Source organism: Streptomyces sp. SAI-127 (genome assembly GCF_029894425.1).
GTDB lineage: Bacteria > Actinomycetota > Actinomycetes > Streptomycetales > Streptomycetaceae > Streptomyces.
Window position 1 is genome coordinate 3,942,041 of the sequence record NZ_JARXYJ010000001.1, and the last position, 24,725, is coordinate 3,966,765.

Genomic DNA, 24,725 nt, shown 5'->3' on the forward strand with positions numbered 1-24,725 from the left:
GGTCAGCTCCTCGCCAGGCCCGCGAGCAGGTCCGCCTGTCCGCGGACAGTCGCGGCCTGGAGAACGTCCATGGTGCGTACCCGCAGTCCGGTCTCCTGCCGGATGCGTTCCACGAGCGCCACCAGGCGCAGGGAGTCGCCTCCCGCGTCGAAGAAGTTGAGGTCGTCGGCCATCTCCTCGATCTCCAGAACCTCCCGCCACAGCGAGCGAAGCAGTTCGAGGTCGGCCGGGGCGGTGAGGGTGTTGTCCGGCATGGGTTTCCTCCAAGGGGAACGGGCCGTTCCCGCGCCGGGCGGGGCGGCCGAGCAGGGGACGTGAGGGAATGAGGGGTGGGCCACGGCGCCAGTGGGTCGCGCCGATCAGCGCGCCGGGTTCGACCGACGACGCGCGGTAACGGGGACGTGCTTGTACCCGGAGGCGAATGTGGAGATCAGCCGCTCGGGCCGTGCGGCGAGTGCGAAGTTCTCGTAGCGCCCGAGCAGTTCCTCGAAGAGGATGCCCAGGGTCACCCGGGCGACGCTGTGGCCCACGCAGTAGTGCGGTCCGATGCCGAAGGCCAGGTGCTTGTTGGGTCGGCGGCGGATGTCGAAGGTGTGCGCGTCGGCGAAGACCCGCTCGTCCCGGTTCGCACCGCCCAGCCACACCACGACGGCTTCGCCCGCTGCGACCGGTGTGCCGCGCAGGACGGTGTCGCTCGTCGCGTAGCGCATGACGTGATTGACCGGCGACGCCCAGCGCAGCGCCTCCTCGTACGCGCTCTTGTTCAGCTCCGGATGGCGGGCCCAGTCCTCCAGCACTCCGCTGCCCGGCAGTTCGGCCATGACGAAGGTCGGTGCGTGCGGCGTGGTGACGTTGGCACCCAGCAGGAGGCTGTAGCAGTTGGAGATGACCTCGCCCGGCGACATCGTGCGGCCCTCGAACCGGGTCGACATCAGCACGCTCAGCAGGTCATCGCCGAGATGATCGCGGCGGTGGCCGACCACGTCCTGGAAGTAGCAGAACAGCTCCAGATGTGCCTTCTTCAGGGTGGCGTCCTTGCCGTCAGGATCCTGGTACTCCGGATCGTCGGCGGCGATGCACATAGTGGTGATACGGGTCAGCCACTCCCAGTCGGAGCGCGGCAGACCCATCATGGTGCCGGTGACCCACATGGGCATGGCCATCATGGCTCGGCCGAAGTCGAACACCCCGCCCTCGCCCAGCGGTTCAAGCAGTTCCAACACCAACGAGCGGATCGTCTCGCGCTGCTGGTCCACCGCCTTGTTGGTCAACGCACGCTTCAGCCGGGCCTGCCGGCGGGTGTGCAGCGGTGGGTCGGTGACGGCCAGTTGCTGGCCGCCGGCCGGGTCGTCGGTGCCGAGCAGGTCGATCAGAGTGCCGCGCTCGGACGTGAACGTGTCTGTGTCCCGCAGGACCTGGTCGGCCTCGGCGTAGGTGACGACCGACCAGAAGCCCCGGTCTGCGTCCACCTGCTGCCAGTGAAGTCGGTCCAAGGTGCTCATGTCGCGCCAGACGGCGGGGGCGGCGCCGCTGCTGTAGAGGACCGGATCGACCAGGTCCGTCGTCGGGGGGCGGAAGGGGCAGCGGGAGACGGCCGCCTCTTTTACGAGCATGACCCATCCTTTCGTCGGGGTGCCGGCGCCGTACGTGGTGGGCGCCGGTGCGGTCCTGCGGTGCTCAGTGGACCGGTGACCCGCTGTCGGCCGTCTGGAGGGCGGCGGCGATCACCGCCAGCAGGTCGGGGGCGTGATCCGTCAGATACATGTGGCTGCCGTCGATTTCCGCGTAGTCGAATCCCGCGCTGGTCTCGTCGGCCCACCGAGCGGCCTCCGCGGCGCTGATCAACGTGTCGTCGCGACCGCGCAGGGAGGTGACCGGCACGTTGAGCAGGTCGGGGTGACGGGAGCGGTATTCCTCGTGCATCTGGGAGTCCGCACGCAGGAGGGGCAGCATGATCTCCAGCATCTCCGGGTCGTTCATGGCCGGGTGGCTGAAGCCGGCGACCCGGCGCAGCCCTGCGACGAAGCCCGCGTCGTCCAGGGCGCTGATCCGCTCCACCGAGCGGCCCCGGGGAGCGTGAGCACCGCTGACGAACAGCCTGGTGACGCGCACCCCGCGTGCCACCAGACGACGGGTCAGCTCATGGGCGAGTTCGGCACCGAGACTGTGCCCGAACAGGGCGACTCGCGCGTCGTCGTCGAGCCGGTCGCACACCCATGGACACGCCTCGTCCATCGCGGCGCCGACTTCGGTGAAGGGGGTTTCGGTGAACCGCTCCTCTCGGCCGGGGAGTTGTACGGGCAGCAGGGTCAGTCCTTCTGCCGCCAGCGGGGCCCATTTGCGGTAGAAGGACGCCCCGGCGCCGGCGAACGGAAGGCAGATCAAGGTGGTGGGGTTCATGGTGGACCTTTCTGGCGCCACAGCGCCGGTGCGCGAGGGCCGACTGGGCCGGGCCCCGCAGTGCGGAGCTTCGCGTTTCAGGCGGTGCCGTACGGCGCTCAGGTCGTCGGGATGTCGCGCAGACCGCGCAGCGGGGAGAAGACCACGAAAAGCGAGGCAGCCCACATGCCCAGGGCGAAGACCACCAGGGCCGGCCGCATGCCGATCCAGGACGCGAGGGCACCTCCGAAGAGGGCTCCGAGCGGGATGGTCCCGTAGGCGATCCAAAGCATCGAGGCACTCATCCGGCCGCGCATCTCCGGCGGGCAGACTCGCTGCCGGTACGAGGACTCCGCCGCGTTGTAGAGCACGGCGTTCGCGGAGAAAGCGGTGAGGCCGAGCGCGTACAGCACGATGCCCCAGCCGGGGAACGAGAGCGGAATCAACAGATACAGCGGGCCGGGGACGACCATGGAAAGCCAGATCACCCGGGCGGTACCGACCCGCTCGGAGATCCGCGACGCCAGCATCCCGGTGATCAGGCCACCGACGGTGCCGACACTGAAGACCAGGCCGACCACCATTGGCGATGCATGCAGCCCCTTCACCAAGTACACGATCTCGATGCCCGACATCCCCATGACGAAGAAGTTGGAGGTGCTGCTGCACAGCAGCAGCCGGGACAGGATCGGATGTTTCAGGACGTACCGCAGCCCCTCGCTCACCTGCTTGCGGAACGACTGCCGCTCCGCCGGAGGGCCCGGTTCGGTTCGCGGGTCCCGGGTCTTGATCATCACCAGGGTGGCCACGCTCAACAGGAACGACGAAGCGTCCACCCACATCGTCCGCAGCGCCCCCAGCACCCCGGTGAGCAGACCACCCACGGCCGGCCCCGCCAGCTCGGCCAGCGACTGGGACATGCCCATCTTGCCGTTGGCGGAGATCAGTTGATCCTCGTCGACGAGTGAGGGCAGAAGGGCCCGGTAGGCGACATTGAAGAACACCGTCAGGACGCCGCAGGCCGCCACCACAACGTACAGATAGCCGAGCGAAGGCCGCCACCACAGCGCGCTCGCCGGGATCGACGCGACCAGCACGGTGCGCAGGATGTCGCACCAGACCATCAAGCGGCGTGTGCGGACCCGGTCGGTTATCACCCCGGCCGGTAGGGCGAAGAACACGTACGGCAGCCAAGTGAACGCGGTGATCAGCGAGACCTGGAATGCCGACGCATGCAAAGTGGTGACCGCGAGGAGCGGCAACGCGATGTTCGACACGCGTGTGCCCATCTCACTGGCCGTCTGACCGGCCCACAGCAGCATGAAGTTCCGGTGCGTCCAGACCGGCTTCGGCCGCCTCTGAGGTGGTGCTCCTTGCGGCGCCATCACATCACTCACGGGAACTCCACTCGGATTCGTAGCCTGCTGTTCCGTCTCGGCGTCAGTATGCGGCCGTTGCGGCGCCCTTCGACACGTAATGCCGGGGAACTGCCTGTGGACTGCTGGAGTGATTGCCGAACTGTGGTGCCGCACTCGCCTAAGGTCGGAAAGCGAATCGTGGAGAGGGAGGGAAATGAATCTCTCAGATATGGAAAAGGCATTGGGAGAATGCCCGGGAATTGTCGCGGCCGCCGCAGCCGAATACCCGGACCCGGACGGCGGGCACCGGATCGTCGGCTATGTGGTGCCCGACACGAGCGGCCCTGCCGTCACCGACGCCGAGCTTTCTAGGGCCACCGCAGCCGCACTCCCCGTTGACGCGGAGCCGCCGGTGTTCGTCCGGCTGCCGGTACTGCCGATGACCTCCGGCGCGGGCGTTGACCTGGCCGCCGTGCCCGCCCCGCCGTCCCGGAGGGAGACCCTGCGCGCGCTGTTCGCCGAAGTCCTGAACCGCCCGACGGTGACGGACGACGACAGCTTCTTCGACCTGGGCGGTCAGTCGCTCCTCGCCATCCGGCTGTGGGGCCGCATCAGGAGCACCTTCGGCCGCGCCGTCGAGATGTCCGACATCTTCGATCACCCCACTGTCGAAGGTCTGCAGGCCCGTATTCACCAGGCCCCGGCCGTGCCGGCCCGCCCGAAGCTCGCCCGTCGTCCGTAGTCGTCCCGCTTGCCTGGAATTGGAGTACCGGTCCCCATGGTCGCCTTGTCTTTTGCTCAGCAGCGTTTGTGGTTTTTGAACGGTGTGGAGTCCACCGGGAGTGCGTACAACGCGCCGTTGGTGCTTCGTCTTTCGGGGCGGGTGGATGTGGGTGCGCTGGAGTGCGCGTTGGTTGATGTGGTGGGGCGGCACGAGAGTCTGCGGACGGTGTTTCCCGAGGTGGGCGGCGTGCCGGTGCAGCGGGTTCTGGGTGAGGGTGAGTTCCGTCTGGACTGGGAGGTGAGGGAGTGCGGGCCGGACGAGGTCGGTGGTCTGGTCGGTGAGGTGGCGAGTCGGTGTTTCGATCTGTCGTGTGAGATTCCGGTTCGGGCCCGGTTGTTGGTGACGGGCCCGGACGAGTCGGTGTTGGTGTTGGTGCTGCATCACATCGCGTCGGACGGCTGGTCGTTGGTTCCGTTGCTGCGGGATGTGGGTGTGGCCTACGGGGCGCGGGTGGCGGGGTGTGCCCCGGGATGGCCGGAGTTGCCGGTTCAGTATGCGGACTATGCGCTCTGGCAGCGGGAGTTGCTGGGGGAGGCGTCGGATCCGGAGAGTCTGGCGGGTCGGCAGTTGGCGTTCTGGTCGCGGGCGCTGCGGGATGCGCCGGAGGAGTTGAGTCTCCCGACGGACCGGGCGCGGTCGGCGGTGGCCGATTTCCGCGGTGGTTGTGTGGAGTTGGAGATACCGGCGGGCGTGCATGCAGGGCTGCTGGAGGTGGCCCGGGCGTCCGGGGCGACCTTGTTCATGGTGTTGCAGTCGGCGGTCGCGGTGCTCCTGTCGCGGCTGGGGGCGGGCTCGGACATTCCGTTGGGGACCGTGGTCGCCGGTCGTACGGATGATGCTCTGGATGAGCTGGTCGGGTTCTTCGTGAACTCACTGGTGCTGCGCACCGACGTGTCCGGCGATCCTTCGTTCCGGGAGGTGGTCGCACGGGCACGGGAGACGGATTTGGCCGCCTTCGCTCATCAGGACCTGCCCTTCGAGCGGCTCGTGGAACACCTCAACCCCACTCGGTCACTCTCCCGCCACCCCCTCTTCCAGGTCATGGTGCTCCTCCAGAACAACGCCGGTGCGCACCTGGACCTGCCCGGTGTCGAGGTCCGCCAGGAGAAGGTCGTCACCGGCACCGCGAAGAACGACCTCATGTTCGCGTTCCACGAACGCACCGGCTCCGACGGCGCACCCGCCGGGCTGGCCCTCGAAGTCGAGTACCTCGTCAGCCTCTTCGACTACGCGAACGCCGACTCCCTCGGGCGGCGTCTGGTCCGCCTGCTGACGGCCGTGGCGACCGAACCCGACACCTCTGTCGGCACCATCGACCTGCTCTCCGCAGCCGAACGCCACGAGCTGTTGCACGAACTGAGTGGCGCCGCCGCCGTACGGCCAGCCGCCAACTGCGTTCACCACTCATTCGAGCGGCAGGCCGCCGACACTCCCCACCGCACTGCTCTGGTCTTCGGGAACCACACCGTCAGCTACATGGAGCTCAACGAGCGGGCCAACCGCCTCGCCCGCCACCTGCACGACCGGGGAGTGCGCCGCGGCGACGTCATCGGCGTCCACATCGAACGCAGCGTGGACATGGTCGTGTCCCTGCTCGCCGTCACCAAGGCAGGCGCCGCCTACACCATGCTCGACGTCGACCATCCCACGGCGCGACTCGAGGGCATTCTCGCTCAGGCCGCTGCCGTCGGCGTGATCACCACCGGCGCCCGGGCCGGCAGACTCACTCACACCGGCATCGAGATCGTCCTGGACGAAGACGCCTCGGCCGTCGCCGCCCTGGCGGCCACCGACCTCGGCCTGCCCTCGGACCCCGAGGACACCCTGTGCGTGATGTTCACCTCCGGCTCCACCGGATCCCCCAAGGGCGTCACCGCACCGCACCGCGCGCTCACCACCACCGTCCTGGAACAGCACTTCGCCGAATTCGACGACCAACAGGTGTGGCTGCAGTGCGCTCCCGTCTCCTGGGACGCCTTCAACACGGAACTGTTCTACCCCCTGCTGACCGGGGCCGTGTGCGTGCTCCACCCGGGGCAGAAGCCCGACCCCGCCACGGTGGCCGCCCTCGTCGCCGAACACGGAGTCACCGTGCTGGAGATCTCCTCCAGTCTCTTCAACCATCTCGTCGACGAGTTCCCCGAGGTCGTCGCCACTGTTCGCCGCTGCATGCCCGGCGGGGAGGCCGCCTCGCCGCGACATGCCGCCGCCGCCCTGCGCATGCCCGGCGCCCCCGCTCTGACCAACGGCTACGGGCCGGTGGAGAGCATGGGCTTCACCACTGCGCACGAGATCACCCCAGCCGACGCCGAAGGCTCGTCCATCCCGATCGGGGTTCCACTGGCGGGCAAACGCGCCTACGTCCTCGACGAACGACTGCACCTGCTGCCCCGCGGCTCGGTCGGCGAGCTGTACCTGGCAGGCACCGGCCTGGCGCACGGCTACAGTGGCCGGCCCGCGCTGACCGCGGAGCGCTTCGTCGCGTGCCCGTTCGGGGAACCGGGCGACCGCATGTACCGTACCGGCGACCTGGTTCGCTGGAACGCCCGTGGCGACCTGGAGTTCGTCGGACGGGCCGACGACCAGGTCAAACTGCGCGGCTTCCGCGTCGAGCCCGGTGAGGTCGAGGCCGTCCTCACCCGCAGGCCGGACGTGGCCCGCGCGGTTGTCGTGGTGCGCGAGGACCGCCCAGGTGACAAGCGCCTGGTCGCCTACATCACCCCAGCGAACGACGCCTCCCCGCCGGTGCCCGCAGAGGTGCGCGCGGACCTCACCACCACCCTCCCGGACCACATGGTCCCGGCCGCCTGCGTCGTGATCGCCACCGTGCCGCTCACAGCCAACGGCAAACTCGACCGGCGCGCCTTGCCTGCCCCCGTTTACGCCTCCGCAGGCGGCCGCGCCCCCCGCGACGCCCGCGAAGAGGTACTGTGCTCGCTCTTCGCCGAGGTGCTGGGCGTGCCCTCGGTCACCGTCGACGACGACTTCTTCGACCTGGGCGGGCACTCCCTGCTCGCCACCCGCCTGGTCAGCCGCATCCGGACCGTTATGGGGGCCGAGGTGAGCCTGGCCGACCTGTTCGACGCCTCCAGTGTCGCCCGTCTCTCCCCCTGCCTCGCGGCCGCCGGCCCAGCCCGCACGCCACTACAGGCTCTCGGCCGCCCCGAGAGCGTTCCGCTCTCTTTTGCTCAGCAGCGTTTGTGGTTTTTGAACGGTGTGGAGTCCACCGGGAGTGCGTACAACGCGCCGTTGGTGCTTCGTCTTTCGGGGCGGGTGGATGTGGGTGCGCTGGAGTGCGCGTTGGTTGATGTGGTGGGGCGGCACGAGAGTCTGCGGACGGTGTTTCCCGAGGTGGGCGGCGTGCCGGTGCAGCGGGTTCTGGGTGAGGGTGAGTTCCGTCTGGACTGGGAGGTGAGGGAGTGCGGGCCGGACGAGGTCGGTGGTCTGGTCGGTGAGGTGGCGAGTCGGTGTTTCGATCTGTCGTGTGAGATTCCGGTTCGGGCCCGGTTGTTGGTGACGGGCCCGGACGAGTCGGTGTTGGTGTTGGTGCTGCATCACATCGCGTCGGACGGCTGGTCGTTGGTTCCGTTGCTGCGGGATGTGGGTGTGGCCTACGGGGCGCGGGTGGCGGGGTGTGCCCCGGGATGGCCGGAGTTGCCGGTTCAGTATGCGGACTATGCGCTCTGGCAGCGGGAGTTGCTGGGGGAGGCGTCGGATCCGGAGAGTCTGGCGGGTCGGCAGTTGGCGTTCTGGTCGCGGGCGCTGCGGGATGCGCCGGAGGAGTTGAGTCTCCCGACGGACCGGGCGCGGTCGGCGGTGGCCGATTTCCGCGGTGGTTGTGTGGAGTTGGAGATACCGGCGGGCGTGCATGCAGGGCTGCTGGAGGTGGCCCGGGCGTCCGGGGCGACCTTGTTCATGGTGTTGCAGTCGGCGGTCGCGGTGCTCCTGTCGCGGCTGGGGGCGGGCTCGGACATTCCGTTGGGGACCGTGGTCGCCGGTCGTACGGATGATGCTCTGGATGAGCTGGTCGGGTTCTTCGTGAACTCACTGGTGCTGCGCACCGACGTGTCCGGCGATCCTTCGTTCCGGGAGGTGGTCGCACGGGCACGGGAGACGGATTTGGCCGCCTTCGCTCATCAGGACCTGCCCTTCGAGCGGCTCGTGGAACACCTCAACCCCACTCGGTCACTCTCCCGCCACCCCCTCTTCCAGGTCATGGTGGAACTGCACAACAACGAGTCCCACCGCAACCCCGACGGCCTGGAGTGGTCTTTCGAGCCCTACGAGACCGGTACCGCCAAGTTCGACCTGGACTTCGAGTTCGTCCAGGTCGGCGAGCCCGGTGCGGGAGCCGGGCTGACGGCACAACTCGTCTACGCCACCGACCTCTTCGACCACGACACCGTGGAGCGCATCGGCGAGTGGCTGTCGCGCCTCCTGTCGGCAGCCGCGGCCTCGCCCGACACGCCCGTCAGCCGGCTGCCGCTCCTCGCCGACGACGAACACCGCCGGCTTGCCACCGGCGACTACCGGCCCCAGCCCGCCGACCTCGAACTCGGCGTCGTTGAGCGGATCAGGAGGCACGCCGCCGCCGACCCGCTGGCGACAGCGGTCGTCGAGCAAGGCCGGTCCACCGACTATCGGACCCTCGTCGGCCGGGCCAGCAGGCTCGCACGCACCCTCGGCGCGCACGGGGCGGGACATGGCGACACCCTCGCTGTTCTGGCGGACCGCGGAGCCGGAGTGGTGAGCGCCGTTTTGGCCGGCCTCACCACCGGCAGCGTCTACCTGCCGCTGGACGCCCACGCCCCACTAGCGCGTAGCGCCGCCCTGCTGGCGGACACCCGTGCACGCCACCTGCTGGCGGATACCTCCCACGAGCAGACCGCCAGGCAGCTGGCCGCGGCTTGTCCGCACCCCGTACAGGTCCTCGTGATGGGCGAGGAGACGGATGACCTGGACGACCTTGTGCCGGTCGCCGGGGGGCCGGACGACCGCGCCTACGTCATCTTCACCTCCGGCTCGACCGGCCGTCCCAAGGGCGCCCTCGTCAACCGGCGCGGCATGCTGAACAACCTGTTCTGCGAAGCCGAGGCGCTCGGCGTGACCGGTGCCGACACCATCGCCTCCACCGCCCCCCTGACCTTCGACATCTCCATCTGGCAGATGTTCGTCCCCCTGATCTTCGGCGGTACCACGCGCGCCGTGTCCGACGACGTGGCCAAGGACCCCCGTGCCCTGTTCCGGCTGGTCCGGGACGAACAGCTCACGGTGCTGCAGATCGTGCCCAGCCTGCTGCAGGCCGCACTCGATGACTGGGACGCGGGCGGCGACGCCCCCCGCGACCTGCCACTGCGCCGCCTCGCGGTCACCGGAGAGGCCCTGCCGGCCGCGTTGTGCGAGCGGTGGCTCGCCCGGTTCCCCGGCACTCCCCTGGTGAACTGCTACGGGCCCACCGAGTGCTCCGACGACGTCACCCACGCGCTGATCGGGCCGGGCACCCTGCCGGCCACCTCCCGCACACCGATCGGCCGGGCCGTGCGGGGCAGCAGGCTCTACGTCCTCGACGACCACCTGCAGCCGGCACCCTCCGGGATTCCCGGCGAGCTGTACGTCGGCGGCCTGGTCGTGGGCGACGGCTATCTGGGGGACCCGGGACGTACCGCCGGCACGTTCGTCGCCGACCCGTTCACCCCCGAGCCGGGGCGCCGCATGTACCGCACCGGAGACGTGGTCAGACACCGGCGGGACGGGATGCTGGAGTTCCTCGGCCGGCGTGACCACCAGGTCAAGATCCGCGGGCAGCGCATCGAACCGGGCGAGGTCGAGCACACGCTGCGCACCCTCGACGGGGTTCGCGACGCCGTGGTCACCGCCGCGCCGGGACCCGGCCACCACAAGGTGCTGGTGGCCCACTACGTCGGCGGTGCCGATCCCGCGGCGGTGCGGGCACGGCTGGCGGAAGTCCTCACCGAGGCGATGGTGCCGGCCGTCCTCATCCCCATGGACGCCTTCCCGCTCAGCGCGAACGGGAAGCTGGACCGCAAGGCGCTGCCGACTCCCGACTTCACCGTCAAGCCGGTCGGGCGGCTGCCGCGCACCGAACGCGAGAAGGCCCTGTGCGCCCTGTTCGAAGAGGTCCTCGGGGTGAGCGGTGTCGGAATCGACGACAACTTCTTCGAGCTGGGCGGCCACTCCCTGCTCACGATCCGTCTGGTGCGCGGCGTGCGGCAGCGACTCGGTGTGGACCTGCCGCTCACGGCGGTCTTCGAACGACGCACCGTCGCGGGGCTGTGCGCCGCGCTGGACCGGGTGGCCGAGGGCCCGGAGCCGGACGCGACCGGTGACCTCGCCGACGACGCCCGGCTGGAAGCCGCCGTCGCGACCACCGACAGCAAGCCGTACGAACCCGCCCCGCCCCGGCATGTGCTGCTCACCGGCGCCACTGGATTCCTGGGTTCCTTCCTTCTGCGGAGCCTGCTCGACCGCGATGCCGAGATCCATGTGTCGTGCCTGGTGCGGGCGGACGACGAAGCCGGAGCCCGGCAGCGGCTGCACGACGCCCTGACCGGGTACGGCCTGCGGAGCGACGACTTCGGGGTGCGTGTCACCGCGCTGCCCGGTGACCTGGAACGGCCGCTGCTGGGGCTCGCCCCGCAAACCTTCGACGCCCTGGCCGAGCAGGTCGACGCCGTCGTCCACAACGGCGCGCGGGTGAACCTGATGGATCCGTACGAGCGACTGAAGGCCGCCAACGTCGGCGGTACCCACGAGGTGTACCGGCTCGCCGCCCAGCACCGGGTGGTGCCCGTGCACTACGTGTCGACGATCTCCACCCTGGTGCCGCAGCCCAGTGGGCCGGACGTTCTGCCGGAGGACTGGCAGACCCCCGCGTCGGAACTCGGCAGCAGCGGCTACGTGCGCACCAAATGGGTGGCGGAGCGCATGGCGCAGGAGGCGCTGCGCCGGGGGATCCCGACGTCCGTCTACCGACCGGGGCGGATCGCCGGCCACTCCCGGACCGGTGCCGTCGGCCAGCAGGACGCTTTCTGGCACTACGTGCGGGCGTGCATCGAACTGGGGGCGGCGCCGGACGCGGCCACCGGCGCCTGGTCGGGCCTGGAGGAGAACCTCGTGCCGGTCGACCACGTGGTCGACGCGCTGCTGCACCTGGTCTTCCACGAGGAACCGGACGGCAGGGCATTCAGCCTCCTCAACCCCCGCGCTACCCACATCCACGCGGTCCTGGACCGTGCTCGGGCCCTCGGATACAGGGTACAGCCGGTGCCGTACCAGCAATGGACGGCCCTGCTCGCCGAGCGGGCCGCGGACACCCCGCCCGACGCCGACAGTTCCGTGCCGGCCGTGGCCGTGCTGAACAGCGGGATGAGCGAGTCCGCCGGGTCGGTCGGCCCCGAGTTCTCCCGGGAGCACACCGAGCGCGGCCTGACCGGTTCCAACATCGTCTGCCCGCCGGTGGACGCCGACCTCCTGGATCTCTACTTCCGTCACTTCGTCAACAGCGGTTTCCTGCCCCCCGTCGGCTGAACGCGCTGTCAACCGCCGCGGGCGCCAGGCGGCGCCCACACCTCTTAGCCGACATCGCGGCGTACGCCGCACACGAGTGGAGGCCGAATGATCCACGACAGGGCCTGTGACGTCCTGGCCAGTGACCAGTTCCTGGAACTGCCGGGATACCAGCCGACGTTCACCACCTACCTCAAACTGGAGGGCCTGAATCCAGCCGGGTCGATCAAGGTCAAGCCCGCACGGGAGATGATCCGCAGCGCCGAGGCCCAGGGCAGAATCGGTCCGGGCAGCAGGATCATCGAATCCACCTCGGGGAACCTGGGGGTGGCTCTCGCGTCGATCTGCGCGACCCGCGGCTACCACATCACCCTGGTGATCGACCCCAACACCAACGAGCGGACGGTGCGCTTCATCCGGGCCCTCGGCGCCGAAGTGGTCACCGTCACCGAACGCGACAGCATCGGTGGTTACCTCAACACGCGGATCGACTACATCACGAAGCGCACGGCCGCCGACCCGCGGCTGGTGTGGCTCAACCAGTACGCGAACCCAGGGAACGCCGACGCCCACCGCAAGTACACCGTGCGGGAGATCGTCGACGGGTTCGGTTTCCCCGACTGGCTGTTCGTCGGCACCGGCACGTCGGGCACTTTGATGGGCTGTGTACGGGGGCTACGCGAGCTGGGAGCGCCTACCACGGTGGTCGCGGTCGACGCGGCCGGGTCGGTGACCTTCGGCTTCCCGTCGGGGCGGCGCCGCATCCCGGGGATCGGCGCCAGTCGTCGGCCCGAACTCTTCGTCGACGACGGCTCGTTCCTCAAGACGCTGGCCACCGAACCGGACACCATCCGCACCTGCCGCAGGATCGCCCGCGAGTACGGGCTGCTGCTCGGCGGTTCGTCGGGCAGCGTGCTGTCCGCGGTGTCCGCGATGCGCCACACGATCGCGCCGGGCAGCCGGGTCCTGACGATCTCGCCCGACATGGGCGACGCATACCTCGACACGATCTACAACGACCAATGGGTCGTCGAACGTTACGGCGCCTCGGCCCTGACGGCCGGGCCCGACCTCGACGCGGCCGAATACCTCCCGACTCTCCTGGAAACTGAACATGCCTGATTTCTCGACCTTGAGCGGCAAAGACATCACCGCACTGCTGGCGGGCCACGAGAAGGACGTCGTGGAGTGCGTGCGCGACGCGTACCTGGCCCACGAGTCCGGTGACAGCGTCAACCCGGACAGCTACTTCCTGCGTTTCCCCGACAAGCCGGACTCGCGCATCATCGCCCTGCCTGCCTACCTCGGCGGCGAAGCGGACATCGCCGGCATCAAGTGGATATCCAGCTTCCCCGGCAACGTCGGCTCCGGGCTGCCCCGGGCCTCGGCCGTGCTGGTGCTCAACGACTACACCACCGGCTACCCCTTCGCGCTGCTGGAGGCCGCCGGCATCAGCGCCGCACGCACCGCCGCGTCCGCCGCCCTGGCCGCCGGCGTCCTGGCCGCCACCCCGCCGGCGTCCGTGGGCTTCCTCGGCGGAGGAGTCATCGCCCGCACCATCGCCCGGTACCTGCACGCCACCCAGACGCCGCTGACCGACGTGCGCTGCCACGACATCGACGACGCCTCGTCCACCGCACTGCGCACGTGGCTGGGGGAGGAATGCGGCGCCGAAGCCCGCAGCACCGGGGTGGACGAGGCCCTCGACAGCGACCTGGTCGTCCTGGCGACCACCGCGCTCAGCCCGCACATACCGCCGACCCGGACGTTCCGCCCGGGGCAGCTGATCCTCAACATCTCCCTGCGGGACCTGGCCCCCGAGCTGCTGCTGACCGCCAACAACGTCCTCGACGACGTCGACCACTGCCTGAAGGCCGACACCTCGCCCCATCTGGCCGAACAACTCGCCGGCCACCGGGACTTCGTCACAGGGACACTCGCCCAGGTAATGCGGGGCAACGTACTGACCGACCCGGCGCGCCACACCGTCTTCTCCCCCTTCGGCCTGGGCGTCCTGGATCTCGCCGTCGGGTACCACCTCTATCGGCGGGCTGAGACCGAGGGCCGCCTGACCCGCCTGCCGGACTTCTTCGGGGAGACCCGGCGATGGTGACGGCGAGCACGCGGGCGACTGCACCCGGCTCCCCGCGACGCCGCGGCCCGGCCGGGAAGCGGGCCCGGCTCCGCGTCCTGGTGTCCGGAACCGCCTCCGACGCCCACACCTGGAACCTCGTCTTCCTGCAACTACTGCTGGAAGAAGCGGGCCACCGGGTGCACAACATCGGAGCCTGCGTACCCGAGGAACTGCTGGTGGACGAGTGCCTGCGCCACCAACCCGACCTGGTGGTCATTTCCAGCGTCAACGGCCACGGGCACCAGGACGGGACGCGGGCCGTGTGGGCCCTGCGCGCCGAGCCCGCGCTGCGCGGCATCACCGCGGTGATCGGCGGGAAGCTCGGCATCAGCGCCGGTCTCGGGGACGACGCGCACGACGCCTTGCTGGCCGCCGGGTTCGACGCCGTCTTCGACGACAGCGCCGGGAGCGTGCCGTCCTTCCAGGCGTTCGTTCGGGCCCTGTCGATACGTGACCTGCCCCTGCGGGTCGCCCTGTGACCGGGCCGGCGGCGCACCGCACCCTCCTCCGTGCCCCGCAGCCCGCGGCACCCCGGCCGGATGCGGGCCCGTCCTTCGGCGCGGCTGTGGAACGGATGCGGGCGCGAGGACGACTCGTGGTGCAGCCCCGCATGGGCATGGGCGACGCGGCGGCCATGCGGGCCGGCCTGCTGGCGGTCAAAGGGGCCGCGGCGGACACCGTCGGCACGCTGACCATCGACAGCTACACGCGGGTCGGACGGCACGACGCGGCCCGCGCCGCCCTCGACCGGGGCCAGGACCTCAACGGGTACCCGTTGCCGGCCCACCCGAGCGCCACTACTCGCGCCCTGCTGGACGGGGTGTGGGACGACTCCTTCCCCGTCCAGGTGCGCCACGGCTCCGCGTCCCCCTACGCCATCGTGCGGTCGGCGATCGACCTGGGTCTGGTCGCCACCGAGGGCGGACCGGTCTCCTACTGCCTCCCCTACAGCCGCCGGCCGCTGCGCGACTCGGTCCGCGACTGGGCCCGCTGCTGCCGTCTCCTCGCCCAGACCCGGGCGGCCGGCGCCGATCCGCACCTGGAGACCTTCGGCGGGTGCATGCTCGGGCAACTGTGCCCACCGAGCATGTTGGTGGCCATCAGCGTGCTGGAGGCGATGTTCTTCCACCAGCACGGCCTGCGCAGCATCTCGCTCAGCTATGCCCAGCAGACCAGCCCGGAGCAGGACGCCGAGGCGGTGGCCGCGCTGAGGAGCCTGGCCACGGAACTGCTCCCCGACACCGCCTGGCACATCGTCCTGTACACGTACATGGGCCTCTTCCCGCGTACCAAGAAGGGCGCGACCGAACTGCTCGCGCTCAGTGCCCGGCTGGCGGTGCGCACCGGGGCCGCCAGGCTCATCGTCAAGACGACCGCCGAGGCCCACCGCATCCCCACCGTCGCGGAGAACGTGACGGCGCTTGAGGTGGCGAGCGCGGCGGCAGCCCGGGAACGGGCCGCCGGCCTGCCCGCCACCGCCCAGGACACAGGTGTGCTGGCGGAGGCCCGCGCCCTCGTCGAGGCCGTACTGGAACTGCACACGGACATCGGGACGGCGCTGGAGCGTGCCTTCGCCCGCGGCTACCTCGACGTCCCCTACTGCCTTCATCCCGACAACGCCGGGCGGGCCCGCGGATTCGTCGACGGGGACGGTCGGTTGCGCTGGGCCGACCTCGGCGCGTTGCCGCTGCCGCGCAGCGCTCGCCGCCCCTCAGCCGACCGCCTCTCCGCCTCCCAACTGCTCGCGTCCCTGTCATACATGGCCTCGCGGTTCGACACCCCCGTCCTCAGCCCGGCCGACCACACCACCCGCACCTTGGACCCATTGGAGCTCACCAGATGACCCTACTGACCGAACCCGTCGTCGCTGCGCCGTCCGGGCTGCCGCCCGCTGACCCCCGCGAGCACCTGACCTCGCCCCGCACCCGCGCGGTGTTGCGAATCCAGAACGGCATGCTTACCGCTGCCCGTGCCCACCTGGCCGGGCGGGGTTTCACCGAACTGCTGCCACCGGTCATCGGACCGGTCACCGACCCCGGCGCGCGCGGCTCGAAGCAGGTCGACGTCGACTTCTACGGACACCGCTACAAGCTGATGTCCTCCGCCATCCTCTACAAGCAGGCTTCGCTGCTCGCCTTCGACCGATTCTTCTACGTCGCCCCCAACGTGCGGCTCGAACCGCCCGCGACCTCCTCGACCAGCCGCCACCTGGTGGAGTTCCACCAGATCGACGTCGAGGTCGCCGGGGCCGACCGGCAGGAGATCCTGCGCATCATCGAGGACCTGGTCAAGCACGTGACGCGGCACGTACTCGATGCCTTCCCCGCCGAACTGGCGCTGCTGGGCCGGGACACCGCCGCCCTGGCCGCCGCGCTGCGCGGCGCGTTCGGCCACACCACCCACCGGCAGGCCGGCGAGCGGCTGCGCGCCCTCGGACACGATCAGAGCCCCGACGCCGAGATCGGCTGGGAGGCCGAGGCCCGGCTGTCCCGCGACCACGAGCAGCCGTTCTTCGTCACCGGCTATCCCAAGGGTTCCCGCGGCTTCTACGACAAGGAGGACCCGCAACAGCCCGGCGCGCTGCGCAGCTTCGACCTGCTGGCCCCTGAGGGCTATGGGGAACTGTGCAGCGGCAGCGAGCGGGAGAACGACTACGCCACCGTCGTCTCCCGCATGCGGGAGACCGGCGAGAACCCGGCGAAGTACGCCTGGTACCTGGCCCTCATGCGGCAGGGCCTGCCGACCAGCGCCGGATTCGGCCTCGGACTTGAGCGCTTCACCCGATACCTCGCCGGTCTGGACGAGGTGTGGCAGGCATCCGCCTTCCCGAAGCTGCCGGGGGTGGTCTCGCCGTGAGGACAGCTCTGCGCGCACCCGGGTTCCCCGAACGGGAGGTGCGAGAACGGGCCCGCCATGGCGCGGCCCGCGCGTTCCCGCCCCGTCAGGAGTACGGGCACTCCGTCTACGGGGCCGGGGTCGCGCCCGGCGGCGACGCCATCGACGGTCTGCGCCTGGTGCCACCGGTGTTCATGCCCGGACGGCTGGAGAAGCTCATCGATCTCGGCCGCGAACCGCAACCGGGTGACGTCCGGTTGGCCTGCGGCATCGGCGGTTTCTCCTCACCCCTACCGTTGTACGTCTCCGCGCTGGGGTCCACCCAGGTGTCCGCCGGCGGCCTCGCGGAAGCGCTCAGCCGGCAGGCCGGACGGCTCGGCCTGCCCATGGTCATCGGGGAGAACGTCGTCCCCTCACACGGCTACGGCCATCTCGACACGAACGTCGAACGATCGCTGCGGGCCCGTATCGGCGCCTACTCCGCCGACCTGCCGGACGGCAGCGGCGGCGTCGTCGTGCAGCAGAGCACCGAGGACGCCGACGCCGAGGTGTGGAACGCCGTCTACAGCGACCCTGCGGCGCGGCCGCTGCTGGACAGCGGCAGGCTGGCGTTCGAACTCAAGGTCGGCCAGGGCGCCAAGCCCGGCCTGGGTGGCATGGCGCTCACCGCCCGCGACGGCGTGGACCGACGGTCCTTCGCCGTTGTCCCGTTGTTCGGGGACACGGACGAGCAGGTACTGCGGTGCGCGAGTGCCGGTACGTTCACCGAGGAGATCCTGCGCCAGCAGATCCGGCTGATGCGCAACAACTATCCCCGCGCCCGGGTCTGGGTGAAGCTTCACCCCGGCCGGGACGTGGGCCTGGCGGCCGCCACCGCCTGGGCCGCGGGTGCTGACGCGGTCACCGTGGACGGCGCCGAAGGCGGTTCCGGCTGGGCTCCCACCGCCTTCCTCGACCACGTCGGCCTGCCGCTCGCCGAGTGCCTGCGCCGGGTGGCGCCCGGCGCGTCCTGCCTGCTGGCGTCCGGCCGGATGTGGGAGGGGAGCCGCGTCGTCAAGGCCCTGGCCCTGGGTGCCCGCGCCGCCGGACTCGGGCGCGCCGCGTTCCTGGCCGCCGACGAGGACCCCGAGCACGGGCTGGAGCGCCTGGTGGACTGCCTGGCACTGGAGATCAGCCTGCTGACCAGCGCCCTGGGCAAATACCGCACCACTGAGCTGGGCCCGGAGGATCTGTGGCCGCTGCCCGAACCGTACCCGCCTGAGCCGCTGCCGGCTCTGTCCGCGACCCTTGCCGCCCGCCCCGACACCACCGCCTGAAGGAGACCGTGATGACCGGCAACCCGTTCGACGACGAGGGAACGTTCCTGGCGCTCGTGAACCACCTCGGCCAGTATTCCCTGTGGCCCGCTGCCACAGCCGTACCGGCCGGATGGCGCACCGCCCACGGCCCGGACACCCGCAGCGGCTGTCTGGACCACGTCGAGGAGCACTGGACCGCCCTGACCCCCGGGCGCCGCTCCGCGTGAGCTCTCTCAGAGACGACGTCTCCTGGCAGTCCGCTTCTCCCGGGTCGCACCGGGCCACCCGCCCGCGACACCGCACCTCCTCATCGAAGGGAACGACACCCATGGCGGAAGAACTCATCCACCAGGCGGTCGCCCGCCACGCAGCGATCCGGCCGGACGCCACGGCGCTGGTCCACCGCAACGGCACCGTCACCTACCGGGAGCTGGCCGACCGGGCGCAACAGTGGGCGAGGGCTCTGCGACAGGAGGGCGCCGGGCCCGGCCAGTACGTGGCGGTGTGTCTGCCACGTTCCCCAGACCTGGTCACCGCTCTCCTCGCGGTGCTCACCACGGGCGCCGCCTACGCGGCCCTGGACCCGCGCTGGCCTGCGGAACGCACCGCGGCGGTACTGGAGAGGCTCGCCCCTGTACGGGTCATCACCCAGGACCGGCTCCCCGAACCGGCCGCGGCACACCCCGGCGTCGGAGACACGGAGCCTTCGCAACTGCACGGGGGGTCGCCGGCCTGTGTGTTCTTCACCTCCGGCACCTCGGGCGCTCCGAAGGGAGTGGTCTCGCCACACCGCGCCACAATGCGGCTGTTCGCCCCCGACGGGCCGCTGGCCTTCGGGCCGGGGGCTGTACTGCCGGTCGCCGCGGCCACCCCCTGGGACGCCTTCTCGCTGGAGTTGTGGGGCGCCTTGACCACGGGTGGCACCGGGGTGCTGGTGGAGTCGGACTACCTGCTGCCGCCGACGCTGGAGGAGCTGACCGCTTGCCACGGGGTCAACACCGCATGGCTGACGGCGTCGTTGTTCAACCTGTTCGTGGAGGACGCCCCGGAGAGCTTCACCGGCCTGGAGCGCCTGTACATCGGCGGCGAGCGGCTCTCCCCTTCCCATGTCTCAAGGTTCCTGCGGGCGCACCCGGACATCGCCCTGTACAACGGGTACGGGCCTGTGGAGAGCTGTGTGTTCGCCACGGTGCACCGCATCCGCGAGGAGGACTGCCTCGCCCCGGACGGCATTCCCCTCGGCAGCCCGGTGCCGGCGACCGCGGTGCACGTGCTCGACGGCGTCGCGGAGGCCGCACCCGGCGAGGTGGGGGAACTGTGCGTCAGCGGTGACGGACTGGCCGTCGGCTACCTGGCCGACGACGCCCTCACCGAGGCGTGTTTCTCCCGGGTGCGGCTGCGTGACGGGGAGCGTGTGCGGGTCTACCGCACCGGTGACCTGGGGTACGCCGATGAACGGGGAAGGATGCGCTTCACCGGGCGCTCCGACCGCCAGTTCAAGGTACGCGGGCACCGCCTGGAGCCGGAGGAGATCGAGAGCTGCGCGGCCACACTCGCGCCGGTCACGCGCAGCACGGTCGTACCCATCCCCGGAGAACTGGGCACCTACGACGGAATCGCCCTGTTCTACACCGGTGATGACGGCCCATCGGCGGCCGCCGACGACGGGGAATGCACCGAGATCCGGGCGCTTCTCGGCCGCCGACTGCCGTCCTACGCGGTGCCCGACGTGGTCACCCGGGTCGACCGCTTCCCGGTCACCGGCAATGGCAAGGTGGACAGCCGAGCTCTGCTGGCCCTACTCGACGCGGGACGTTGAAGGCCGGTCCGCCGTGGCCTGGTGTCGGAAACCGGTCGGGGGCCGCCCCGAGTGTCCGGCACGGCCCCCGACCGGCAGGGTTCACACCGTGGGCTTCACGTCTTCGCGCAGCCAGTACCGGCTGTCGTCGCGGCCGAGGAGGCACAGGTCGATGAGGTAGCGGCGGATCGTCACATGGTCGATCTCCGTCCCGTCGCACCACTCACGCAGCTTGTCGTTGACGTCCTTCTCCGAGTAGGTGACACCCGGATCGAAGGAACGCTCGACGAAGTACCGCAGCAGCACCTCCCGGCGGCGGAACTGGGCGGGCAGGCGGGCCAACCGGCCGTCGCGTACGAAAGTACGCAGCAGCGCCTCCGTCTGCTCGTCACCGGAGCCGTATTCCTCGGAGGAGCGCTCGGGCCGGGCCGCACGGGCGATCTCCTTGAACTCCTCGTGCCGGGACCGCAGCCCCTCGCTCGTCTCCTCGACCAGGCCGCCGTCGGTCAGACGCCGCAGCGCGGCCGCCGCCTCCTTCGGGGAGACGTTGGCGGCCTCGACGACCTCCGGCAGAGTGGCCGCCCCCAGGACGACGGCCGAGAACACACGCAGCCGCACGGGCTCGGCGAGAAGGCCAACCACAGACTCTGGTGTCATAACACTGTCTTCCATGTCTCTCACGAATTGATGCGGACAGGCCCGTCCTGCGGGCGGTCTGCGGCGGTCTCCCATGGGACCGCGGCCGCCAGGCGGACCTCGTTGCACAGGTCGCCGACACCGGTGACGCGGGCCTCCACCCGGTCCCCGTCGCGTATGACCCCCGCGCCGGGCGTCCCCGTGGCGATGACACTACCCGCCTCCAGAGACATGCCCCCCGAGAAGTATCCGACGATCCAATAGGGGTCGCGCATCATCGCGGACACCTCGTTGGAGGCGATGACCTCGTCGTTGACCACGGTCGAGATCCGCACCGATGACAGGTCCGGCACCTCGTCCGGTGTCACGATCCACGGACCGAGGCTGCAGAACGTGTCGAACGCCTTGGACCAGGGAATGTAGCGCGGGTTGACGCGGATGGCGTCCTCGGCCGTCATGTCGAGAACCGTGGTGAAGCCGAAGATGACCGAGGGCGCGTCGGCGGGGTCCACGTTCTTGCAGGTGGTACCAATCACCACGCCCAGTTCCGCTTCGGCGGTGACCCGCTGCGACTGGGCCGGCAGCAGGATGTCGTCACCGTGCCCGATCACCGTGGAGCTCGGCCTGAGGTAGGAGCCGGGCGCACCGGTGGGCTGCCGTACGTCCAGGTCGCCCGCGTGTCCCGCGTAGTTCAGACCCACGCCCCACAGCTTCGGCGGATCACGCAGGACCGGGCCGAGGTCGGCTCCCTCGGCGGGGACCGCGGTCGCCAGCACCGCCGGATCGGCCAGGGCCTCCTCCAGGGCGGCCCGTTGCCCCTCGACGACGACATCCAGCAGCGTCGGGCCGTAGGCGGTGCCGCGGACCTCGTTGACGCGGCTCAGCAGGACCAGGCCCTTCCCGGTCGCGATTCCCACGTCGTCTCCGTCCGCGGAACGTACAGTGCACAGCCGCACGATGTTCTCTCCTTCGGTGTCTGGTCCGATCCGGCCCGTCCGGCCGTCGGTGGTGGGGCGTCAGTAATGCGGCAGGTCCATACCGTTGACCGGGCGAACGCCATCGTCGAAGCGCAGGTCGAAGGTGAGCGCGGAGCGGACCGCCTCGATGGTGCGCACCACGGCCTCGTGGCTGTCGCACACCCCCGATACGGCGTCGAGGAACGAGGTCATGGTGCCGCCGGGCAGATCGTCGCCAGGGTGGGCGAAGGCGCGGTAGGTAGTGACCCCGGGAAGCGCTCGGACCGCTGCGGCACCGTGGACCGCCTCCAGTCGGCACGGCCGCAGCGGAGCCAGGTTGTTGTACTGGAAGTGCACTCGCCCGCCGAAGGAGAACGGCGCCAGGGCCATCGGTTCACCGAGGGCCGCGAGAGCACCGATGCGCACGAGGTCCAGGTCGCAGGATTCACGCGACATCATGTTCACGAACCCGGAGAGTCTGCCGTTGAGTTCGATGATGCGAGGGCCGTCGGGGGTCAACTTCACCTCGGTGTGGGCGAACCCTCGCTCAGCGCCGATGGCCTCCAGGGCTCGGGTGACGAGGTCGGCGACCTCCTGCTCCTCCTCCTGCGGCAGCGGGCTGGGCCAGATACGGCCCGTGCTGCGGAACGGCGGCATGACCGGCGTCTTCCCGGTCACCGCCAGGTGGGTGATTCCGGTGGGCAGGCACAGGCTCTCCACGGACACGAAGTCACCGAAAGGCGCACAGGGGCGGCCCTCCAAATACTCCTCGACGACGAACGGCACCCACGCGCCCTTGGCCTCCAGGGCGGCCAGCCGTGCGTGCACGGCGGCTGCCTCCTCCTTGTCGCGCAGGGCGTGCACCTGACGGCTGAGCGCTCCGGCGACGGGCTTGACCACGGCGGGCAGGCCGACCGCCGCCAGAGCGGCGTCCCAGTCACCGAGGGTGTCCAGCGGGTGGGCGACGGTCTTCTCCACGCCCTTTTCCCGCAGGGTGCGGCGTTGCAGGGCCTTGTCGGTGAACAGCCGCGCCGTGTGCGAGGAGTTTCCGGGCAACCCCAGAGCGGCAGCGAACTCGGCGGCCTGCCGGACCAGGTGCTCGCAGAAGTTCAGCACCGCGTCGGGCGATATCTCCCGCAGCAGGCGCACGTCGGCAGCCGTGTCCCCGGTGAGGGTGCGCACCTCGCCGAGCATCTCCATGACGGGCCGCAGCTGCGCCACGTGCGCGGACTCCCGGGGCACGAGGAAGACCACGTCGCCGAGGTCGGCGAGGCCGGCGCCGATCTCGCCGGCCGGGACCGCGCCCAGATCGTAGAGCACGGCGAACAACGGGCGCTGCCGGGTCATCGGGCGACCTCCGAGAGGGTGCGAAGGGACTCCGCGGCGGGACTGACGGGGTGGGCGACCAGGCTGGTGAGGGCCTGCCTCAGCAGATCCGCGTACCGCCTGACGGCCTCCGACGGAACCAGCGCGGCGTCGTGGGCGACGCGGATCTGCCCCTCCACGCCGGTGATGTCGACGTTGACGCAGAACGGGAAGCTCAGCTTGCCCTTCACCCACCGGCCTCGACACCGGGCGGAGTCGGCCCGGTCGAGTTCCTCGTAGGCACGGAAGTCCATGAAGTTGAAGGAGACGTCAAAGGCGGGCCGTCCGAGCCGCTCCACCAGCAGGGCCTGCGGGTAGGCCGCGTACTGGGCACCCTCCTGCTCAGCCGCGGCGGCGGCTCTGACGAGGCCGGTCCAGGTGTCGTCGACGGTGGCGAAGCGTACCGGCAGGGTGTTGAGGAAGAGGCCGACGTCCAGATCCGCGCCCTCGGTCTCGGGGCGGGTGGGGAAAACCACTCCGGTCACGACGTCCCGCTCCCGGCCGGCCCAGGTACCCAGGGCACGGGCGTGGGCGGCCAGTGCGATGGCCTTGACAGGAACGCTGAGCATCCGGGCGGTCGAGCGTATCGCCGTCACCAGCGATGACTCCAGCGCCAGGACGTGCCGCCCTGCCACGTCGGCGACCCTGCCAGGCAAGGGGCCGTCGAAGAGCGGGGCGGAATTTTCGGCCTGAGCGAGCCAGTGGGCGGCGGCGTCCGAGGACGAGGCGGCCGCGTGCTCGTTGACCAGGAAGGCCCGCTGGGTCTGCCGGGAGACCGCGGGCAGACGTACCTCCTGGCCGGCCGAGGCCGCCCGGTACAGGTCCATCAGGTCGACGGTCAGACGACTGAGGCTCCATCCGTCGAGGACGGCGTGGTGGCAGGCGAGGACGACATGGAAGGAGTCCGGTTCACTCACCACATGGCAGCGCAGCAGCGGGGCACTCATCCAGTCGAACGGCAGGCCCGCCCGTTTCTCGCACCAGTCTTCGACCAGTTCCCGTACCTGGGCGGGTGTCCGGGCCTGGTCGACGGTCACCGTGATGGCGGCCTCCTCCCATACCAGTTGCGCCGGGGCGGAGAAGTTCCCGAGGTCGAAGGAGGTGCGCAGAGCGGCGTACCTGCGGCCGAGGGCGGTGACCGCGTCACGGAAGGTGTCCTCGTCGAACGGGGCGCAGACCTCCCAGCCTTCCAGAGTGTGGTACAGCCGCGGGTCGCCGCTGGTCTGGCACAGGTAGAGCATTCCGGTCTGCAACGCGGACGCGGGCAGCACCTCCTGGACACCCTCCGGCGCCAGGGCGAGATCCTGTGCGGTCAACGGCGGCAGGGCCGCAGCAAAGTCCACCTCGGTGGTGGCTGCCCGTGCCGCCCGCAGGCTGGGAGAGCCGAGAAGGGCACGCGGCGTCTGGAAGACCATCAGGTCCCGGAGGGTCAGCGGAATACCCCGGGCGCGAGCCGCGCCCACCACCTTCACCGCGGTCAGCGAGTCCCCGCCGAGCGCGTAGAAGCCGCTGTCCAGGTCGATGTCGGGGACGGCCAGCGCCTCGCGGAGCACTGCCAGGAGAGTGTCGGCCAGGTCGGCCTGTGGGGCCGCCAGAGTGTCCATGCCTGCCGAGTCCTTTCGACGTTCGTAGTGAGGAGAAGAAGGCAGCCGCTT

Annotated in this window: 18 protein-coding genes; 10 read left to right on the forward strand and 8 right to left on the reverse strand. The window is 70.2% G+C overall.

The annotated features are described in order from the left end of the window. Window positions 1–2 precede the first annotated feature (2 nt). The 4 genes from M2157_RS17825 to M2157_RS17840 form a co-directional block, all read right to left on the reverse strand. Window positions 3–254 carry a phosphopantetheine-binding protein gene (locus M2157_RS17825; protein WP_280862760.1) on the reverse strand — a complete coding sequence of 84 codons (252 nt, stop codon included), beginning with the start codon at window positions 252–254 and terminating at the stop codon, window positions 3–5. A gap of 105 nt (window positions 255–359) precedes the next feature. After that, on the reverse strand, window positions 360–1,613 hold the full coding sequence (locus M2157_RS17830) for a cytochrome P450 (RefSeq protein WP_280862761.1): 1,254 nt from the start codon (window positions 1,611–1,613) through the stop codon (window positions 360–362). A 64-nt stretch (window positions 1,614–1,677) separates the two neighbouring features. Beyond that, the gene (locus tag M2157_RS17835) at window positions 1,678–2,400 is read right to left on the reverse strand and encodes an alpha/beta fold hydrolase (RefSeq protein ID WP_280862762.1); all 723 of its coding nucleotides are present in this window, start codon (window positions 2,398–2,400) and stop codon (window positions 1,678–1,680) included. A 98-nt stretch (window positions 2,401–2,498) separates the two neighbouring features. Beyond that, window positions 2,499–3,764, reverse strand: coding sequence for an MFS transporter (locus tag M2157_RS17840; RefSeq protein ID WP_348541831.1), 1,266 nt, complete (start codon window positions 3,762–3,764; stop codon window positions 2,499–2,501). A gap of 187 nt (window positions 3,765–3,951) precedes the next feature. Here M2157_RS17840 and M2157_RS17845 point away from each other — a divergent pair, with 187 nt between their 5' ends. The 10 genes from M2157_RS17845 (at window position 3,952) to M2157_RS17890 (ending at window position 20,134) form a co-directional block, all read left to right on the forward strand. After that, window positions 3,952–4,479 (forward strand): phosphopantetheine-binding protein, encoded by a 528-nt coding sequence (locus M2157_RS17845; RefSeq protein WP_280862764.1) that lies wholly within the window; start codon window positions 3,952–3,954, stop codon window positions 4,477–4,479. A 36-nt stretch (window positions 4,480–4,515) separates the two neighbouring features. After that, window positions 4,516–12,069 carry a non-ribosomal peptide synthetase gene (locus M2157_RS17850; protein ID WP_280865706.1) on the forward strand — a complete coding sequence of 2,518 codons (7,554 nt, stop codon included), beginning with the start codon at window positions 4,516–4,518 and terminating at the stop codon, window positions 12,067–12,069. Between the two features lie 87 nt (window positions 12,070–12,156). Continuing rightward, on the forward strand, window positions 12,157–13,170 hold the full coding sequence (sbnA, locus tag M2157_RS17855) for a 2,3-diaminopropionate biosynthesis protein SbnA (RefSeq protein ID WP_280862766.1): 1,014 nt from the start codon (window positions 12,157–12,159) through the stop codon (window positions 13,168–13,170). Then, window positions 13,163–14,161, forward strand: a complete 999-nt coding sequence (gene sbnB / locus M2157_RS17860; protein ID WP_280865707.1) for a 2,3-diaminopropionate biosynthesis protein SbnB — start codon at window positions 13,163–13,165, stop codon at window positions 14,159–14,161. The genes sbnA and sbnB overlap by 8 nt, the downstream gene beginning before the upstream one ends. Further along, window positions 14,155–14,661, forward strand: a complete 507-nt coding sequence (locus M2157_RS17865) for a cobalamin-dependent protein (protein WP_280862768.1) — start codon at window positions 14,155–14,157, stop codon at window positions 14,659–14,661. The genes sbnB and M2157_RS17865 overlap by 7 nt, the downstream gene beginning before the upstream one ends. Before the next feature lie 95 nt (window positions 14,662–14,756). Beyond that, the gene (locus tag M2157_RS17870) at window positions 14,757–16,025 is read left to right on the forward strand and encodes a methylaspartate mutase (protein WP_280868224.1); all 1,269 of its coding nucleotides are present in this window, start codon (window positions 14,757–14,759) and stop codon (window positions 16,023–16,025) included. After that, entirely contained in the window at window positions 16,022–17,038 is a 1,017-nt protein-coding gene (locus tag M2157_RS17875) for an asparagine synthetase A (protein WP_280865708.1), read from the forward strand. Before M2157_RS17870 ends, M2157_RS17875 begins: the two co-directional genes overlap by 4 nt. Beyond that, window positions 17,035–18,333: a glutamate synthase-related protein gene (locus tag M2157_RS17880; RefSeq protein WP_280865709.1), complete on the forward strand. Its 1,299-nt coding sequence runs from the start codon at window positions 17,035–17,037 to the stop codon at window positions 18,331–18,333. Before M2157_RS17875 ends, M2157_RS17880 begins: the two co-directional genes overlap by 4 nt. 11 nt (window positions 18,334–18,344) lie before the next feature. Next, window positions 18,345–18,542 (forward strand): MbtH family protein, encoded by a 198-nt coding sequence (locus tag M2157_RS17885; RefSeq protein ID WP_280862771.1) that lies wholly within the window; start codon window positions 18,345–18,347, stop codon window positions 18,540–18,542. A 101-nt stretch (window positions 18,543–18,643) separates the two neighbouring features. Continuing rightward, window positions 18,644–20,134: an AMP-binding protein gene (locus M2157_RS17890; protein ID WP_280862772.1), complete on the forward strand. Its 1,491-nt coding sequence runs from the start codon at window positions 18,644–18,646 to the stop codon at window positions 20,132–20,134. 81 nt (window positions 20,135–20,215) lie between these two features. Here M2157_RS17890 and M2157_RS17895 read toward each other — a convergent pair whose 3' ends face one another. The 4 genes from M2157_RS17895 to M2157_RS17910 form a co-directional block, all read right to left on the reverse strand. Continuing rightward, window positions 20,216–20,770, reverse strand: coding sequence for a DUF2087 domain-containing protein (locus tag M2157_RS17895; RefSeq protein WP_280865710.1), 555 nt, complete (start codon window positions 20,768–20,770; stop codon window positions 20,216–20,218). A gap of 20 nt (window positions 20,771–20,790) precedes the next feature. Further along, complete coding sequence (locus M2157_RS17900; RefSeq protein WP_280862774.1) at window positions 20,791–21,666, reverse strand: fumarylacetoacetate hydrolase family protein; 876 nt, start codon at window positions 21,664–21,666, stop codon at window positions 20,791–20,793. A gap of 99 nt (window positions 21,667–21,765) precedes the next feature. Then, window positions 21,766–23,052, reverse strand: a complete 1,287-nt coding sequence (locus M2157_RS17905) for an ATP-grasp domain-containing protein (RefSeq protein WP_280862775.1) — start codon at window positions 23,050–23,052, stop codon at window positions 21,766–21,768. Next, window positions 23,049–24,674 (reverse strand): condensation domain-containing protein, encoded by a 1,626-nt coding sequence (locus M2157_RS17910; protein ID WP_280865711.1) that lies wholly within the window; start codon window positions 24,672–24,674, stop codon window positions 23,049–23,051. Before M2157_RS17910 ends, M2157_RS17905 begins: the two co-directional genes overlap by 4 nt. Window positions 24,675–24,725: the final 51 nt, after the last annotated feature.

Excerpts from the sequence above, each read along its gene's own strand:
- M2157_RS17825 (WP_280862760.1), bottom strand. The coding sequence starts at position 254 with ATGCCGGACAACACCCTCACCGCCCCGGCCGACCTCGAACTGCTTCGC.
- M2157_RS17830 (WP_280862761.1), bottom strand. The coding sequence starts at position 1,613 with ATGCTCGTAAAAGAGGCGGCCGTCTCCCGCTGCCCCTTCCGCCCCCCG.
- M2157_RS17835 (WP_280862762.1), bottom strand. The coding sequence starts at position 2,400 with ATGAACCCCACCACCTTGATCTGCCTTCCGTTCGCCGGCGCCGGGGCG.
- M2157_RS17840 (WP_348541831.1), bottom strand. The coding sequence starts at position 3,764 with ATGGCGCCGCAAGGAGCACCACCTCAGAGGCGGCCGAAGCCGGTCTGG.
- M2157_RS17845 (WP_280862764.1), top strand. The coding sequence starts at position 3,952 with ATGAATCTCTCAGATATGGAAAAGGCATTGGGAGAATGCCCGGGAATT.
- M2157_RS17850 (WP_280865706.1), top strand. The coding sequence starts at position 4,516 with ATGGTCGCCTTGTCTTTTGCTCAGCAGCGTTTGTGGTTTTTGAACGGT.
- sbnA (WP_280862766.1), top strand. The coding sequence starts at position 12,157 with ATGATCCACGACAGGGCCTGTGACGTCCTGGCCAGTGACCAGTTCCTG.
- sbnB (WP_280865707.1), top strand. The coding sequence starts at position 13,163 with ATGCCTGATTTCTCGACCTTGAGCGGCAAAGACATCACCGCACTGCTG.
- M2157_RS17865 (WP_280862768.1), top strand. The coding sequence starts at position 14,155 with ATGGTGACGGCGAGCACGCGGGCGACTGCACCCGGCTCCCCGCGACGC.
- M2157_RS17870 (WP_280868224.1), top strand. The coding sequence starts at position 14,757 with ATGCGGGCGCGAGGACGACTCGTGGTGCAGCCCCGCATGGGCATGGGC.
- M2157_RS17875 (WP_280865708.1), top strand. The coding sequence starts at position 16,022 with ATGACCCTACTGACCGAACCCGTCGTCGCTGCGCCGTCCGGGCTGCCG.
- M2157_RS17885 (WP_280862771.1), top strand. The coding sequence starts at position 18,345 with ATGACCGGCAACCCGTTCGACGACGAGGGAACGTTCCTGGCGCTCGTG.
- M2157_RS17890 (WP_280862772.1), top strand. The coding sequence starts at position 18,644 with ATGGCGGAAGAACTCATCCACCAGGCGGTCGCCCGCCACGCAGCGATC.
- M2157_RS17895 (WP_280865710.1), bottom strand. The coding sequence starts at position 20,770 with ATGACACCAGAGTCTGTGGTTGGCCTTCTCGCCGAGCCCGTGCGGCTG.
- M2157_RS17905 (WP_280862775.1), bottom strand. The coding sequence starts at position 23,052 with ATGACCCGGCAGCGCCCGTTGTTCGCCGTGCTCTACGATCTGGGCGCG.
- M2157_RS17910 (WP_280865711.1), bottom strand. The coding sequence starts at position 24,674 with ATGGACACTCTGGCGGCCCCACAGGCCGACCTGGCCGACACTCTCCTG.